Origin of the sequence: Pseudescherichia sp. (assembly GCF_032052675.1) — a bacterium.
Taxonomy (GTDB): domain Bacteria; phylum Pseudomonadota; class Gammaproteobacteria; order Enterobacterales; family Enterobacteriaceae; genus Pseudescherichia.
In genome coordinates this window covers 20,576-34,390 of sequence record NZ_DAMBWA010000006.1, presented here as the reverse complement: position 1 = coordinate 34,390, position 13,815 = coordinate 20,576, and the positions used below count along the sequence as shown (strand labels likewise).

Below are 13,815 nucleotides of genomic sequence, written 5' to 3'. Positions count from 1 at the left end.
GCCCCTGACATCCTCGCCAACACCTGGCACTGCTGTCATTATGCTCATTGCAAACAAGCTCGATAAAACTCGCTAAACCGCCCGGCGGCGCTTTCGCTTGCGCGGGCCTACGGGCTGACCTTCTCTCACCTTCCCCCTGCAATCCTCGCCAAATCTTGCTACTGTTAACCGACGCCAAAACCATAACTACAGATAAGACGCTATGACCTCCTCATCTCGCTCTGCCCTTAACCACCGCCTCTGGGCGTTATTTACCTTTTTCTTTATCCCTGGCCTGCTGATGGCCTCCTGGGCTACGCGCACCCCGGCCATTCGTGACATCCTGTCGGTCTCTACCGCTGAGATGGGTGCGGTGCTGTTTGGCCTTTCTATCGGCTCGATGAGCGGCGTTCTCTCCTCCGCATGGCTGGTCAAGCGCTTCGGTACCCGCAACGTGATCCGCGCCAGCATGTCGGTGTCGGTCCTGGGCATGATGGTGCTGAGCCTCGCCCTGTGGTTTGCCTCGCCGCTGCTGTTTGCCGTTGGGCTGGCGCTGTTTGGCAGCAGCCTGGGCGCAGCCGAAGTGGCGATCAATATCGAAGGCGCGGTGGTAGAGCAGAAGATGAACAAAACCGTGCTGCCGATGATGCACGGCTTCTACAGCCTCGGCACGCTGGTGGGGGCAGGTATCGGTATGACCCTCACCGCCTGGGGCGTGACTGCGACCCTGCACGTTCTGCTGGCGGCGCTGGTAGCCATCGTGCCGATCCTGATAGCGATTACCGCTATCCCTGACGGCACCGGGCGCAACGATGCAGGCGAAGCGCAGCACAAACGCAAAGGTCGTCCCTTCTATCGCGATACCCAGCTGCTGCTGATTGGGGTGGTGGTGCTGGCGATGGCCTTTGCCGAAGGCTCCGCCAACGACTGGCTGCCACTGCTGATGGTGGACGGTCACGGCTTTACCCCGACCTCGGGATCGCTGATCTACACCGGCTTTACCCTCGGCATGACCATTGGACGCTTTACCGGCGGCTGGTTTATCGACCGCTACAGCCGCGTCACGGTGGTGCGGGCCAGCGCGATTATGGGCGGGCTAGGGATTGCGCTGATCATCTTCGTCGACAGCACCTGGGTGGCAGGCATCTCCGTGCTGCTGTGGGGTCTGGGCGCCTCCCTTGGCTTCCCGCTGACCATCTCCGCCGCCAGCGACACCGGGCCGGATGCCGCGACCCGCGTAAGCGTGGTGGCGACAACGGGCTATCTGGCGTTTCTGGTGGGACCGCCGCTGCTGGGCTTCTTAGGGGAGCATTATGGCCTGCGTAGCGCCATGATGGTGGTGTTGGCGCTGATGGTGCTGGCAGTCATCGTGGCCCGGGCAGTTGCGAAACCGGGCCAGAGCGCCGCTAGCCGTTCAGAGAGCGCCCCACCGACCGGTCCTTAAGGAAGATCACCATCAATCCAAGCCAGAGCAGGCCGTTGAGCAGGTTGAAGAGGCTAAACAGCCCTTCGCCGCCGCTCAGATAAGCGTGCTTGCTCAGCTCAATGCCGACGGTAAATATCGCCATCTGCAGCATGCCCATCGCGGCGGATACCGTGCCTTTGCTGATATCGCTGGCAAACAGCGTCAGACGCACCAGCCCGGCGTTGGCGAGGCCAATACCGAACGCGTAGATGCTCAGCCCGGCGGTCATCCACAGGTAGGCGTGGGATGCCACCATCGTCGCCACGGCCGCCAGCAGCAGGCCGATAACGATCGGCCAGCCGCCCATGATAATCAGCGACCGCACGCTGCGCCGGGATGTCAGCCGGGCCAGCACCAGGTTACCCGCAATCAGCGCACCGAAGATCGGCACCTGCAGCAGGCCATACTCATAGCTGCTCATCCCTTCGCCGCTGATAATAATGATCGGCGACTGGGCGATCCACGCCAGCAGCGGCAGGCTGACAAAGCCAGTTGCCAGCGCCCCGGCGACGAAACGGCCATTCTTCAACACCGCCTTATAATCCCGGCCCAGCTCCTTCAGCGAGAGCCTCTCTCCAAGGCGAGTGGCAGTCTCCGGCATTGCCCGTTGCAGGCCAACGAAGGCAATGGCCGCCAGCAGGGCAAAGAGAACAAACATCCCCTCCCACGGCGCAACGTGCACCCAGGCGGCCCCCACCAGCGGCCCGAGCAGGGGGGCAATCAGCGCCACGTTCGCCATCAGGGCGGTGATCTTGATGCACACCGCCTCCTCAAACGACTCCTGAATGGCGGCATAGCCCACCGCGCCAATAAAGCAGAGGCTCACCCCCTGCAAAAAGCGCAGGATAGTGAACTGCTCAATGTTCTGCGCCAGCAGCGTCGCCAGGCAGGTGACGATAAACCACACCACGCCGGTGAGCATCACCGGACGGCGACCAATGCGGTCCGACAGCGGCCCGAGCAGCCACTGTAAAAACATCCCCCCAGCCAGATAGGCAGTCATGGAGGTCGGCACCCACTCGATGCCGGCATGGTACTGGGCAACCACCGCCAGCATCCCCGGCTGGATCATGTCGTTGCCGATATAGGTTGAGAACTCGTAGAGCACCAGGCAGAGGGGAAACATCAATGCCTGGCGGCCTAAACGGCCTCTGGAAGATGAACGATTTTGCATGTAGCCTCTTTATCCTTAAGATCGCGCAGAGTGTAGTGAAAACGTCGCGCTGGCGGTAGTGAATTCTCTGTGGCAGCGCACGTTTAATACGCTTTACTAGCTTAAGGTTCGTTTAAGGTAGGCGCTGCACAATGGGAGTCTTTGTTTATAGTCAACAGGAGTGACACCACCCCATGCTGGAAAACCTCAACCACACCCTTTTTTACTGGCTGAACGCCACCCCCGACTCGCCCTCCTGGTTGATTACCGCTGCGATATATATCGCCAAGGATCTGATCACCCTGCTACCGCTGCTGGCGGCGGCGCTGTGGCTATGGGGGCCGCGCGGTCAGGTGAGCACCCAGCGCCAGCTGGTGATCAAAACGGCGATGGCGCTGGCGGTAAGCATGTGCCTCTCCTGGCTGATGGGTCATCTTTTTCCCCACGACAGGCCCTTTGCCCAGCACACAGGCTATAATTTTTTACATCACTCGGCGGACTACTCCTACCCCAGCGACCACGGCACGGTGGCGTTCACGTTCGCGCTGGCGTTTCTATTCTGGCATCGGATCTGGTCTGGCTGCGTGCTGCTGGCCGTGGCGCTGAGCATCGCCTGGTCGCGTGTCTACCTGGGCGTCCACTGGCCGCTGGATATGCTGGGTGGATTGCTGATTGCCCTCAGCGGCTGCCTGGCCGCACAGATGCTGTGGCAGGTTTGCGGGATGGGGCTGCACCGAACCCTGCATCTCATCTACCGCCGCTGTTTTGCTCTACCTATCCGCAAAGGCTGGGTGCGTGAGTGACTTAACCTGGCCGCACAGGTAATATTGGACGCCCTGCTGTACGCAGGGCTTTTACTATTGTGCCAGGGGATAATGCGCCAGGGGATTTATGGAAACGAAACGTGACGAAAGGATTGGCCAGCTGCTACAGGCCCTGAAGCGGAGCGATAAGCTGCATCTGAAAGAGGCGGCTACCCTGCTCGGCGTATCTGAAATGACCATTCGTCGCGATCTGAATGCCAAAAGCGGACCGGTGGTACTGCTGGGGGGTTACCTGGTGCTGGAGCCGCGCACCGCCAGCCACTACCTGCTGAGCGATCAGAAAACGCGCCTGGTGGAGGAGAAGCGTCTCGCTGCTCGTCATGCGGCAACGCTGGTGCAGGCCCACCAGATGGTGTTTTTCGACTGCGGCACTACCACGCCGTGGATTATCGAGGCTATCAGCGACGATCTGCCCTTCACCGCCGTCTGCTATGCCCTGAACACCTTCCTGGCCCTACAGGAGAAGCCGCTCTGCCGGACTATTCTCTGCGGCGGCGAGTTCCACGCCAGCAACGGCATCTTCAACCCCCTCAACTTTAAAGAGACGCTAAACAATCTCTGTCCGGATCTCGCCTTCTATTCCGCCGCGGGCGTCCATCCGGAGATGGGCGCAACCTGCTTTAACCTCGAAGAGCTGCCGGTAAAGCACTGGGCAATGACCCGGGCGCAGTACCACGTGCTGGTGGTCGATCACAGCAAATTTGGCAAAGTGCGCCCGGCATGCATGGGCGAACTCAGCCAGTTTGATGCTATTGCCAGCGACGTCCGTCCGGACGATGACCTCATCGCGCTGGCAAAAGCGCACCACATCGCCCTGCTCTACTGAGGCCCGCGCGGCTGGCTTAAGAGAACCAGCTGCCGAACCAGCCGTGGAATTTCATCAGCACGAAATCCCACATCCGGCTTAAGAATCCGCCCTCTACCACCGCCTCCATGACGATCAGCGGACGCTGCTCAATGGACTTCCCGTTGAGCTGGAAGTCAATGGAGCCCACCACCTGACCCTTTTTCAACGGCGCGGTGAGCTGCGGTTCGTTTAATTTCCAGGTGGCCTTCAGATTTTTCAGCTGCCCTTTAGGAATTGTAATCGAGCCGGCCTCACCCGCACCGAGCTTCGCCTCGCTGCTGTCGCCAAACCAGACGCGGGTCGTCGCGAAGGTCGCATCAGGCTTGATAGGGGTGACGGTTTCGAAGAAGCGGAAGCCCCAGGTCAGCAGCTTCTCTGACTCGTTAAAGCGGATGCGATCGGTTTTACTCCCCAGCACCACCGAGATGAGCCGCATATCGCCCTGGGTGGCCGAGGCCACCAGATTATAGCCAGCCCCTTCGGTAGTGCCGGTCTTCATCCCGTCGACGTTAAGGTTGGTGCTCCACAGCAGACGGTTACGGTTCGGCTGGCGGATCTTATTGAAGGTAAACTCTTTCTCTTTATGGATCGCATACTCTTCCGGCACGTCGTGGATCAGCGCCTTGCCCAGCAGGGCCATATCGCGGGCGGTGCTGAACTGCCCCGGCGCGTCGAGGCCATGCACCGTTTTAAAGGTGGTATTGGTCAGCCCCAGCCGCTGCGCGTAGTTGTTCATCAGGCCGACAAAGGCGTCCTGGCTCCCGGCCACGTAGTCGGCAATGGCGATGCTGGCATCGTTCCCCGACTGGATAATCACCCCTTTATTGAGATCCGCCACCGACACCTGATCCCCAGGCTTGAGGAACATCAGCGACGAGCCACGCAGGGCCGGGTTACCGGTGGCCCAGGCGTCTTTACCCACGGTGACCATGTCGGTGAGGTGAATTTTTCCCGCCTTCAGCGCCTGGCCGGTGACGTAGCTGGTCATCAGCTTGGTGAGGCTGGCCGGATCCAGCTTCTCATCGGCGTTACCTTCCGCCAGCACTTTGCCGCTGGCGTAATCCATCAGGATCCACGCTCTGGCGTCGACCGCGGGCGCAGCCGGGGCCGCGACCTGCTCGGCAGCAAAAAGAGAGGGAGAAAAAAGAACCACAAGCGCCGAAGCCGTAGCCAGGCCGCGAAGGGACAGAGAGAAATGCGTCATAAAGGCCACCCGAGTATCCATTCTAAAAACCGCGTTAGCTCACCGCTACGCGCTAAACGGTGAGTAGTAACGTACAAAAGCCGTGAAGAAAACCGTCAGCTGGTAAAGTTTTTTAAAGTTTACGCAAAATCACACCCCTACGCTGCTGAGAGCGGGATTTTTTTGTTATCCGTTGCCTGAATGTTAACTTTATCTCACTATGTCAGCTATATGGTGCTGATAACAGCGCCCGGTTGCTGATGAAAAGAAGGAGTTTTTATGATCACGCTGTGGGGCAGAAACAACTCGACTAACGTTAAAAAGGTCTTATGGACCCTTGAAGAGCTGGAGCTGCCATATACGCAAATTCTGGCTGGGCTGGAGCATGGACTGAACCACAGCCCGGAGTATCTGGCGCTAAACCCTAACGGGCTGGTGCCGCTGTTCCGTGACGATGAGACCGACAGCGTGCTGTGGGAGTCGAATACCATTGTGCGTTTCCTGGCGGCGCAGTACGGCCAGGGTCGACTCTGGATCGAGCCGCCCGCAGCCCGTGCGCAGGCAGAGAAGTGGATGGACTGGGCTAACGGCACGCTCTCTCCCGCCCATCGCGTGCTTTTGATGAACCTGGTGAGAACGCCGGTAGAAAAACGCGATCCGGCAGTGATTGAGGCGGGTATCGCCGCCTGCGAACCGCTGTTTGAGATTCTGGATAACGCGCTGGCGACTTCAACCTGGCTCTCTGGCGAGGAGTTTGGCCTCGGGGATATCGCCGTTGCGCCTTTCGTCTACAACCTGTGGAACATTGGCCTGACGTGGACGCCGCGCCCGCACCTGCAGCGCTGGTACGATGCTCTGAGCGAGCGTCCCGCCTACCGTAAAATCGTCATGATCCCGGTGACCTGAGTCCCGCTGTTACTGCGCCCCTGCCGGACTCACCTTCAATAGCTCGCCGTCGGACTCGTCGGTGAGCACATAGAGATAGCCGTCGGGGCCAACCCGCACGTCGCGGATGCGCTGGTTACGATCGCCCAGAATGCGCCCATCCTCGGTGACCTTATCCCCGTCCACGCTCATCACAATCACGTCTTTGTCTTTTAGCGCGCCGATAAACAGCTTGTGCTGCCACTGCGGGAAGGTTGACGCGTTATAGAACGCCATACCGCTGACCGCCGGAGAGTTTTTCCAGTAGAAGGCAGGCTGCTCGGTTCCGGCAACGATCTCCCCTTTCGCCTCCGGGATCTTCATACCGCTGTAGTTAATGCCCCAGGTCGCCAGCGGCCAGCCATAGTTTTTGCCTTTCTGCGGAATGTTAATCTCGTCGCCGCCGCGCGGGCCGTGTTCGTTCAGCCACAGGGCGTCGGTCCAGGGGTTCATCGCCATTCCCTGCGGGTTACGGATGCCCCAGGACCAGATCTCCTTCCGGGCGTTGGCGTTGTTGACGAAAGGATTATCGTTTGGCACGGCTCCCTCGTCGGTCAGCCGCACCAGCTTACCCTGGAGCTTATCGAGATCCTGAGCGGTAGGACGCTGATTATTTTCTCCCAGCGCAATATAGAGGTAGCCCTTGCCGTCAAAGACCAGCCGTCCGCCAAAGTGGTTGCCGGTAGAGAGCTTCGGCGTCTGGCGGAAGACCACCTTAAACGCCTCCAGCCGGGAGAGATCGTCGCTGAGTCGCCCATAGCCCACCGCCGTCCCGGCTTTGCCGTCGTTGCCGGCCTCGGCGTAGCTCAGCCACACCCTGCGCGACTGGGCAAAGTCCGGGGCCAGCACCACGTCAAACAGGCCGCCCTGTCCGTTGGCCCACACCTTCGGTACGCCCGAGAGAGGATCGGATAGTCCGCTCCCCGACTGCCAGTGGCGCAGCTGGCCGCCGCGCAGGGTAATCAGCACTCCTCTGTCGTCGGGCAGAAATGCCAGCGACCAGGGGTGATCGAGTTTGGTTTGCAGCACGTCGACCTTTACCGGCGCAGGCGCGGCAAAAACCGAGGCGGACAGAAACAGCGCGGGGATAAAAATCAGGGCGTTGCGGCGCATGGGGCACTCCTTTGAGGGTCTCTGGCATAAAGCGTAGCCAGCAGAACGTTGCGCGCGCCCAATTTTACAAAAGCTTAAGCAGAAGGGGGAGTCGCCTCCCCCGGGATTCAGGATTCCACAACCTGCGGTGCTTGCTCGTTGAGGTTCTGAATGCATACGTTGAGGGTTTTGAGACAGCGGTCAAGCGTCTCTACGTTTACAGCAATGTAGTTCGGGCTGTCATGGTGCCCGCTCATTAAGCATATACCTGCAGCGGAGAGTGCCCCCTCTGCCCGGCACAGCATTTCGCGTTCTCTGGCATCCGGTACGGCATAAACATGCCGCTCCAGGCCGCGTATTTGTGTTGATAATTCAAAAAGGCTGTCACGCAGATAGTTGCTTTCGCTGACCGACATGTAACCCTTCGCCTTTCTGAGCTGGACATACGCCGCAAGATCGATGCTGGCGTTAGTTAGATTTCTCAGCAGGCTTCGTTTCTGTCTGTCAACGGTCATGCTAGATCCTCCTTTGTCGGCCTATCGTAAATTAAGCATAAGCTCATTTTTTGTTCAAAATTATGCGCTGGGTCAATATTTATCCAGACATTAACAATTTTTACAGTGTGACAACCTACACAAAATCTAACCAATTGAGTTAGCAGTAGAGAGTCGCCGCAAACCCGTGTAAAATCGCCCGGTTTTTTCTTCTGTTTACTTTGTGAGCGTATGAGCATACAACAACCGCGTATTGGCTTTGTCTCCCTGGGCTGCCCGAAAAACCTGGTGGATTCCGAACGCATTCTTACCGAATTGCGCACCGAGGGTTACGATGTGGTGCCGCGTTATGACGATGCCGATATGGTGATCGTTAACACCTGCGGCTTCATTGATAGCGCCGTGCAGGAGTCGCTGGAAGCGATTGGCGAAGCCCTGAATGAGAACGGCAAGGTGATTGTCACCGGCTGCCTGGGCGCAAAAGTGGATCAGATCCGCGAAGTGCACCCGAAGGTGCTGGAGATCACCGGTCCGCACAGCTATGAGCAGGTTCTGGAGCACGTGCACCACTACGTGCCAAAACCAAAGCACAACCCGTTCCTGAGCCTGGTGCCGGAACAGGGCGTCAAGCTGACCCCGCGCCACTACGCCTATCTGAAAATTTCCGAAGGCTGCAACCACCGCTGCACCTTCTGCATTATTCCGTCCATGCGTGGCGATCTCGATAGCCGTCCGATTGGCGACGTGCTGGCCGAGGCCAAGCGTCTGGTCGACGCCGGCGTTAAAGAGCTGCTGGTGATCTCTCAGGACACCTCCGCCTACGGCGTCGACGTTAAGCACCGCACCGGTTTCTACAACGGCTCGCCGGTGAAAACCAGCATGGTCAGCCTGTGCGAAGAGCTGTCAAAGCTCGGCGTCTGGGTGCGTCTCCACTACGTCTACCCCTACCCGCACGTTGACGACGTCATCCCGCTGATGGCAGAAGGCAAGATCCTGCCGTATCTGGATATCCCGCTGCAGCACGCCAGCCCGCGCATCCTCAAGCTGATGAAGCGTCCTGGATCTGTGGATCGTCAGCTGGCCCGCATCAAGCAGTGGCGTGAAGTCTGCCCTGAGCTTACCCTGCGCTCGACCTTTATCGTCGGCTTCCCGGGTGAAACCGAGGAAGATTTCCAGATGCTGCTCGACTTCCTCGTTGAAGCGCGTCTGGATCGCGTGGGCTGCTTTAAATACAGCCCGGTTGAAGGTGCCACCGCTAACGCGCTGCCGGATCAGGTGCCGGAAGAGGTAAAAGAGGAGCGCTGGAACCGCTTTATGCAGCTGCAGCAGCAGATCTCTGCCGAGCGTCTGCAGGAGAAAGTGGGCCGTGAGATCCTGGTCATTATCGATGAAGTCGATGAAGAGGGCGCGATTGGCCGCAGCATGGCCGATGCACCGGAGATCGACGGCGCGGTCTACCTCAACGGCGAAACCAACGTGAAGCCGGGCGATGTCGTGCGCGTGAAAATCGAAAACGCCGACGAGTACGACCTGTGGGGAAGCCGGGTTTAATCGACCCTGTGCATAACGCCTGATGGCGCTGCGCTTATCAGGCCTACATAACCGTAGGCCCGGCAAGCTTGCGCCGCCGGGCGTTAGTTCTGTTAATACTCAAACTGCCGATAGTAGCGGCGAATATCCAGGCTGTGGCCGGTGTAGTGCTCAAAGTGGGCCGCCAGCCGATCCACCAGCAGGGTTGACGCTACGCAGGGCGCCAGGATCCCGCGAAACGCGTTGTCAATCCCATCGAGGGGATAGTCGCGCGGATCGATAACTACCAGATGGTCAGTGATCTTCGCCGCAAAGCGCTCCACTCGCTCATCCAGCGCCCGACATTTCCCCTCCCCCTTCACCAGAAACAGCGGGACCTCTTTCTCCAGCAGCTCCAGCGTGCCGTGGAAAAACTCGGCGGAGGTAACGGATTTGGTTCGCTTCCACTGCATCTCCTCCAGAATACACATTGAGAAGAGATAGACCTCGCCCCACATCTCCGCGCCGCCAATCCACATCATATAGTCGCTGCTATGGTATTTCCTGGCTATTTCATCCGCCTGCGGATCGAACTTTATTTTCGCCTGTAAGAGGTTCTCGGGTAATAACTCCAGCTGGCTGGCGAAGCGGTTATATTCTGCAAATTCACCCTGACGGTTAACCAGCCGGAAAAAGAACCAGTAGAGCAGCATATACTCATATTCCACACCGTTTTTATGGCGCATCGGAATATGCCACGTCGCCGCGCTGGCCAGCGGGGAGTCGCTGTTTTTGGTAATGGCGACGACACGGATCCCCTGCGCCTTGCACCACTCGGCAAGCTCTACCGACTCTTTGGTATCACCGGATTTGGAGAGCGTGACCACCACCGACTGCTTAGTTAATTTTTTATGCCCGGTATGAATTAATTCCGCTGCCTGCTCAAGGTAAACCGGCAGCGTGGTCATCTCTTTGGCAAAGGCGTTAATCGCCATCATGGGTGCCAGAGAGCCCCCTACCGACGCAAAAAATAGTGCATCATATTCCTGCTGAAATATCTCATCAGCCGCCTGCTCAGCCTGTTTACGCGCAGCAACGATCTCACGAGCACTCGTCAGGTACTCGTCCTGATTAAAACCTAACATATTCTCTCTCCTGATTAATTAGATCTTACTTTTTAATACGCGGTCAAAGTCATCAAAAATACGCACTGAAAGATCGATCCCTTTGGCACATGCCGTACGCCAGGCCAGCACCTGCATCGGCACAATCAGCAGCAGTGAGGCGAGGTCGTGCGCCAGCGGGCAGTTGAGGGCCAGCGTCTGCGGCTCCTGCTCATCACTGAGGGTCACCAGCAAGGTCTGGTTTACCGCCGGGGCCATATAGTCCCGCAGCGCCCGCAGGCGTCTGTCCGGCGCATCCTCAATAAAAAACATCACGTGCTGGGCGTTGGCCTCCAGATAGGGGCCGTGCATGTAGGCCTCTAGTTCAAAGCCGCTGGACGGCACGCGCACCGTTTCGGTGAACTTAGTCTCAAACTCTTTCGCTACGCCGGTCAGCGCCCCGTAGCCGATCGCCACAAAACGCGTCCCGCGGCGCAGGATCTCCTGATGGCGGTCGAAAAATGCCTCTGTCTGGGCAATCGCCATAGGGATAGCGGCGACGAGCTGGCCCAGCTCGTGCAGCGTAGCCTGCGCCTCCTCATCCGCAATCTGCTGTTGCGCCCGGGCGAGGGTGAGGGCAATCAGCAGCAGGTTCAGCACCGTGGCGCTAAAGCCCCGGGTGACGAAGCCCACCTGCTCGATGCCGGTGTTGATATCCAGCACGTAATCGCAGCCCTGGCCGATGGGGCTTTGCGGATCCGAGGTCAGAGCAAATACCGGCAGCCCCGCCGCCTGCACTTTCTCCATCGCCGCCAGCGTTGAAGCGCTTTTGCCGCTCTGGGAAACCGCAATCACCAGATCGGTGTGCGGATCGACGGTTTCATAGTGAACAAAGTTGTACGGCTCTTTGATCTCTACCCGCAGGCCGTAGCGTCGCTCGAAGAGGTCCCGCGCGCAGAGGGCGGCGTTAAACGAGGAGCCGGTCGCCAGCAGCAGCAGGCGCTGTACCGGGCGCTCGCGAGCAAAGGCCTCGATTGCCGCCAGGCTATGCCGATGCTCGCGGAGGATTTTTTCCAGCGCCGCGGGCTCCTCTTCGATATAGGTCATCATGGTTGGTAACATAATGGTAGGTAACATAGGTTTCTCCGGTTAAAACAGGCCAATCCACGAGCCGAAAATGCCGACCAGCGCCATCCCGCCAATAATGGTGAGCGGTTTTACCCTACGGCCCAGCAGCCAGTAGACGATGCCGAAGCTGATGAGCGGCAGCAGGCAGGGCATCACGTTGTTAATAATGTCCTGCACCTCGGTCTTCGCCTCCCCCGCGCCAAAGCTGATGGGAATAGTGATGTTGATCATCGAGGCGGTCATCGCCCCCACCACCATCAGCCCCATGATCGATGCGCCGTAGGTCAGGCTCTCCATCATGCCGCTCTGCTGAACGCGCTGAAGCACCCCGGTACCGAGCACATAGCCCCAGCGGGTAAAGAACCAGCGCACCAGAATGTGCGGGACGTTAAACACCAGCAGAAAGAGGATCGGTCCGAGAATACTGCCCTGCAGCGCCAGGCTGGTGCCAATCCCTGTCGCGATCAGGCGCAGCGTTCCCCAGAAGAAGGAGTCCCCCAGCCCCGCCAGCGGTCCCATTAGCGACGCCTTGACGTTATCAATCGCCCCGGCATCGATGGTTTTCTGCTGGCTGTTCTTCTCCTCCATCGCCGTGGTGATCCCCAGCAGCAGAGTGACGATGTGCGGTGTGGTATTGAAGAACACCAGGTGACGCTTCAGGGCGGCCCTGAGCTCCTCTTTCTGCGGATAGAGCTTTTTCAGCACCGGAATAAGGGTGTAGACAAAGGCCAGGTTCATCTGCCGCTCATAGTTCCAGGAAAACTCCATCTGGAAGGAGCGCCAGAAAACACGGCGCAGATCACGGGTGGTGATCGCCTTCTCATCCTGCACGTCAGGCAGGGTCTCTTCAGAAATCATCTTCGTCGTCATGGCTGACTCCTTGCTCTGTGGTGGCGCGGGGCGTGGTGAAGGCGGTGACGTTGACCATAATCACGGCCACGATAGCGCCGAGGATCGCAATGCCGGTGACCGGAATTTTCAGGTAGGCCATCAGGACAAAGCCGAGGAAAAAGTAAGGCGCCACCTTTTTGTTGATCAGCAGCCGGGCGAGCATGGCAAAGCCCAGCGCCGGAATGATGCCCGTCGCCACGCTCAGGCCGTGTTTAATAAATTCTGGAATAGCATCCAGCAGGGATTTCACCGCGCTGCTGCCCACCAGGAAGGAGACGGTGACCACCGTGGCCAGCATCAGCGACAGGCCAAACCCGGCGATCAGGTGCATCCGCTCGATGCCGCGGGTATCGGCCTCGTCGGCATAGGCATCTGCCTTATGGTTGAGCATCGGGATAAACATCCCGAGATAGACGTTTTTTAACACCAGCGTCAGGGTGGCGATGGGCAGCCCCAGCAGCAGCGCCGTTTCGGTCCCCGCGCCGGAGGTGATCGCGAACGCTACCCCCAGCACGCCGCCGGTGACTACGTCCGGCGGGATGGATGCACCCACCGAGAAGGAGCCGATAAAGGCCAGCTCCAGCGTCGCGCCCATGATAATGCCCGTCTGGACATCGCCCAGCACCAGGCCGGTTAATAGGCCGGTGACAATAGGCCGGGATATTAACGAGGTGCCCAGGGCATATTCTGACTGGGCGATAAACGCCACCAGTCCGAGTAAAAGTGCCTCTACCATAGTGGATCCTCAGGAATTACAAACATTCCGTTATGAGCTGTTTGCGGTCGTTGGGAACCTGGCGGATCTCAATTTCAACCCCCTGCCCCACCAGTTCATTGAGCCGGGTAATTTCGTCAGGCAGCAGATTCACCGCTTTCGAAATATTTCTGCTACCCTCTTTCGCTTTAATTCCGCCGAGGTTGATACTTTTTATTTCCGGTATTTCCTGGGCTAAGCGCCAGGCGTCCTCTACCGACTCTACGACGATAAACAGCGTATATTTATCGGTCACGCCGCTTTTAATGGCCTCTATCGAGTCGGCGATATTCTTAATAACCAGCTTTACCGACGGCGGCTTAGCCAGCTTAATGGTGGTTTTACGCAGCTCGTCATTGGGAACGCTGTCGTTGGCAATCAGAATGCAGTCTGCGCCGACATATTGCGTCCATGAAAACGCTACCTGGCCGTGCAATAAGCGATGGTCAACTCGCACTAACGTAATCAT

Annotated in this window: 14 protein-coding genes; 5 read left to right on the top strand and 9 right to left on the bottom strand. The window is 58.4% G+C overall.

Annotated features, from left to right (window positions below; genetic code table 11):
- The first annotated feature begins 202 nt into the window (after positions 1–202).
- Positions 203–1,423, top strand: a complete 1,221-nt coding sequence (locus tag RTX96_RS10035) for an MFS transporter (RefSeq protein ID WP_312670883.1) — start codon at positions 203–205, stop codon at positions 1,421–1,423.
- Here RTX96_RS10035 and RTX96_RS10030 read toward each other — a convergent pair.
- Positions 1,386–2,618 carry an MFS transporter gene (locus RTX96_RS10030; protein ID WP_312670882.1) on the bottom strand — a complete coding sequence of 411 codons (1,233 nt, stop codon included), beginning with the start codon at positions 2,616–2,618 and terminating at the stop codon, positions 1,386–1,388. The genes RTX96_RS10035 and RTX96_RS10030 overlap by 38 nt on opposite strands.
- 173 nt (positions 2,619–2,791) lie before the next feature.
- Here RTX96_RS10030 and ybjG point away from each other — a divergent pair, with 173 nt between their 5' ends.
- Together ybjG and deoR are read left to right on the top strand one after the other, a co-directional pair.
- Positions 2,792–3,400 (top strand): undecaprenyl-diphosphate phosphatase, encoded by a 609-nt coding sequence (ybjG, locus tag RTX96_RS10025; RefSeq protein ID WP_103819700.1) that lies wholly within the window; start codon positions 2,792–2,794, stop codon positions 3,398–3,400.
- Positions 3,401–3,488: 88 nt separating this feature from the next.
- Positions 3,489–4,247, top strand: coding sequence for a DNA-binding transcriptional repressor DeoR (gene deoR, locus RTX96_RS10020; protein ID WP_103819701.1), 759 nt, complete (start codon positions 3,489–3,491; stop codon positions 4,245–4,247).
- 16 nt (positions 4,248–4,263) lie between these two features.
- Here deoR and dacC read toward each other — a convergent pair whose 3' ends face one another.
- A complete protein-coding gene (gene dacC / locus RTX96_RS10015) occupies positions 4,264–5,472 on the bottom strand; it encodes a serine-type D-Ala-D-Ala carboxypeptidase (protein WP_312670881.1) in 1,209 nt (402 codons plus the stop codon).
- A 258-nt stretch (positions 5,473–5,730) separates the two neighbouring features.
- Between dacC and RTX96_RS10010 the strand changes: the two genes are divergently transcribed.
- The gene (locus RTX96_RS10010; RefSeq protein WP_312670880.1) at positions 5,731–6,357 is read left to right on the top strand and encodes a glutathione S-transferase family protein; all 627 of its coding nucleotides are present in this window, start codon (positions 5,731–5,733) and stop codon (positions 6,355–6,357) included.
- Between the two features lie 9 nt (positions 6,358–6,366).
- Here RTX96_RS10010 and RTX96_RS10005 read toward each other — a convergent pair whose 3' ends face one another.
- Both RTX96_RS10005 and RTX96_RS10000 read right to left on the bottom strand, forming a co-directional pair.
- Positions 6,367–7,488, bottom strand: coding sequence for a PQQ-dependent sugar dehydrogenase (locus RTX96_RS10005; RefSeq protein WP_312670879.1), 1,122 nt, complete (start codon positions 7,486–7,488; stop codon positions 6,367–6,369).
- 107 nt (positions 7,489–7,595) lie between these two features.
- The gene (locus RTX96_RS10000) at positions 7,596–7,982 is read right to left on the bottom strand and encodes a biofilm formation regulator BssR (RefSeq protein WP_103819704.1); all 387 of its coding nucleotides are present in this window, start codon (positions 7,980–7,982) and stop codon (positions 7,596–7,598) included.
- A gap of 210 nt (positions 7,983–8,192) precedes the next feature.
- Between RTX96_RS10000 and rimO the strand changes: the two genes are divergently transcribed.
- Positions 8,193–9,512: a 30S ribosomal protein S12 methylthiotransferase RimO gene (gene rimO / locus RTX96_RS09995; RefSeq protein WP_312670878.1), complete on the top strand. Its 1,320-nt coding sequence runs from the start codon at positions 8,193–8,195 to the stop codon at positions 9,510–9,512.
- A gap of 92 nt (positions 9,513–9,604) precedes the next feature.
- Here the strand turns inward: rimO and RTX96_RS09990 are convergent, their stop codons facing one another.
- From RTX96_RS09990 to RTX96_RS09970, 5 genes are read right to left on the bottom strand one after another with little or no spacing between them, the layout of a single operon-like run.
- Positions 9,605–10,615 carry an SIS domain-containing protein gene (locus RTX96_RS09990; RefSeq protein ID WP_312670877.1) on the bottom strand — a complete coding sequence of 337 codons (1,011 nt, stop codon included), beginning with the start codon at positions 10,613–10,615 and terminating at the stop codon, positions 9,605–9,607.
- A gap of 18 nt (positions 10,616–10,633) precedes the next feature.
- Positions 10,634–11,695 (bottom strand): SIS domain-containing protein, encoded by a 1,062-nt coding sequence (locus RTX96_RS09985; RefSeq protein WP_312670967.1) that lies wholly within the window; start codon positions 11,693–11,695, stop codon positions 10,634–10,636.
- 27 nt (positions 11,696–11,722) lie between these two features.
- Positions 11,723–12,571 carry a PTS system mannose/fructose/sorbose family transporter subunit IID gene (locus RTX96_RS09980; protein ID WP_103819707.1) on the bottom strand — a complete coding sequence of 283 codons (849 nt, stop codon included), beginning with the start codon at positions 12,569–12,571 and terminating at the stop codon, positions 11,723–11,725.
- Positions 12,549–13,328: a PTS mannose/fructose/sorbose/N-acetylgalactosamine transporter subunit IIC gene (locus tag RTX96_RS09975; RefSeq protein ID WP_103819708.1), complete on the bottom strand. Its 780-nt coding sequence runs from the start codon at positions 13,326–13,328 to the stop codon at positions 12,549–12,551. Before RTX96_RS09975 ends, RTX96_RS09980 begins: the two co-directional genes overlap by 23 nt.
- Before the next feature lie 16 nt (positions 13,329–13,344).
- Entirely contained in the window at positions 13,345–13,815 is a 471-nt protein-coding gene (locus tag RTX96_RS09970; protein WP_103819709.1) for a PTS sugar transporter subunit IIB, read from the bottom strand.

Excerpts from the sequence above, each read along its gene's own strand:
- dacC (WP_312670881.1), bottom strand. The coding sequence starts at position 5,472 with ATGACGCATTTCTCTCTGTCCCTTCGCGGCCTGGCTACGGCTTCGGCG.
- RTX96_RS09980 (WP_103819707.1), bottom strand. The coding sequence starts at position 12,571 with ATGACGACGAAGATGATTTCTGAAGAGACCCTGCCTGACGTGCAGGAT.
- RTX96_RS09975 (WP_103819708.1), bottom strand. The coding sequence starts at position 13,328 with ATGGTAGAGGCACTTTTACTCGGACTGGTGGCGTTTATCGCCCAGTCA.
- RTX96_RS09990 (WP_312670877.1), bottom strand. The coding sequence starts at position 10,615 with ATGTTAGGTTTTAATCAGGACGAGTACCTGACGAGTGCTCGTGAGATC.
- RTX96_RS10035 (WP_312670883.1), top strand. The coding sequence starts at position 203 with ATGACCTCCTCATCTCGCTCTGCCCTTAACCACCGCCTCTGGGCGTTA.
- ybjG (WP_103819700.1), top strand. The coding sequence starts at position 2,792 with ATGCTGGAAAACCTCAACCACACCCTTTTTTACTGGCTGAACGCCACC.
- RTX96_RS09985 (WP_312670967.1), bottom strand. The coding sequence starts at position 11,695 with ATGTTACCAACCATGATGACCTATATCGAAGAGGAGCCCGCGGCGCTG.
- RTX96_RS10030 (WP_312670882.1), bottom strand. The coding sequence starts at position 2,618 with ATGCAAAATCGTTCATCTTCCAGAGGCCGTTTAGGCCGCCAGGCATTG.
- deoR (WP_103819701.1), top strand. The coding sequence starts at position 3,489 with ATGGAAACGAAACGTGACGAAAGGATTGGCCAGCTGCTACAGGCCCTG.
- RTX96_RS10000 (WP_103819704.1), bottom strand. The coding sequence starts at position 7,982 with ATGACCGTTGACAGACAGAAACGAAGCCTGCTGAGAAATCTAACTAAC.
- RTX96_RS09970 (WP_103819709.1), bottom strand. The coding sequence starts at position 13,815 with ATGATTACGTTAGTGCGAGTTGACCATCGCTTATTGCACGGCCAGGTA.
- RTX96_RS10010 (WP_312670880.1), top strand. The coding sequence starts at position 5,731 with ATGATCACGCTGTGGGGCAGAAACAACTCGACTAACGTTAAAAAGGTC.
- rimO (WP_312670878.1), top strand. The coding sequence starts at position 8,193 with ATGAGCATACAACAACCGCGTATTGGCTTTGTCTCCCTGGGCTGCCCG.
- RTX96_RS10005 (WP_312670879.1), bottom strand. The coding sequence starts at position 7,488 with ATGCGCCGCAACGCCCTGATTTTTATCCCCGCGCTGTTTCTGTCCGCC.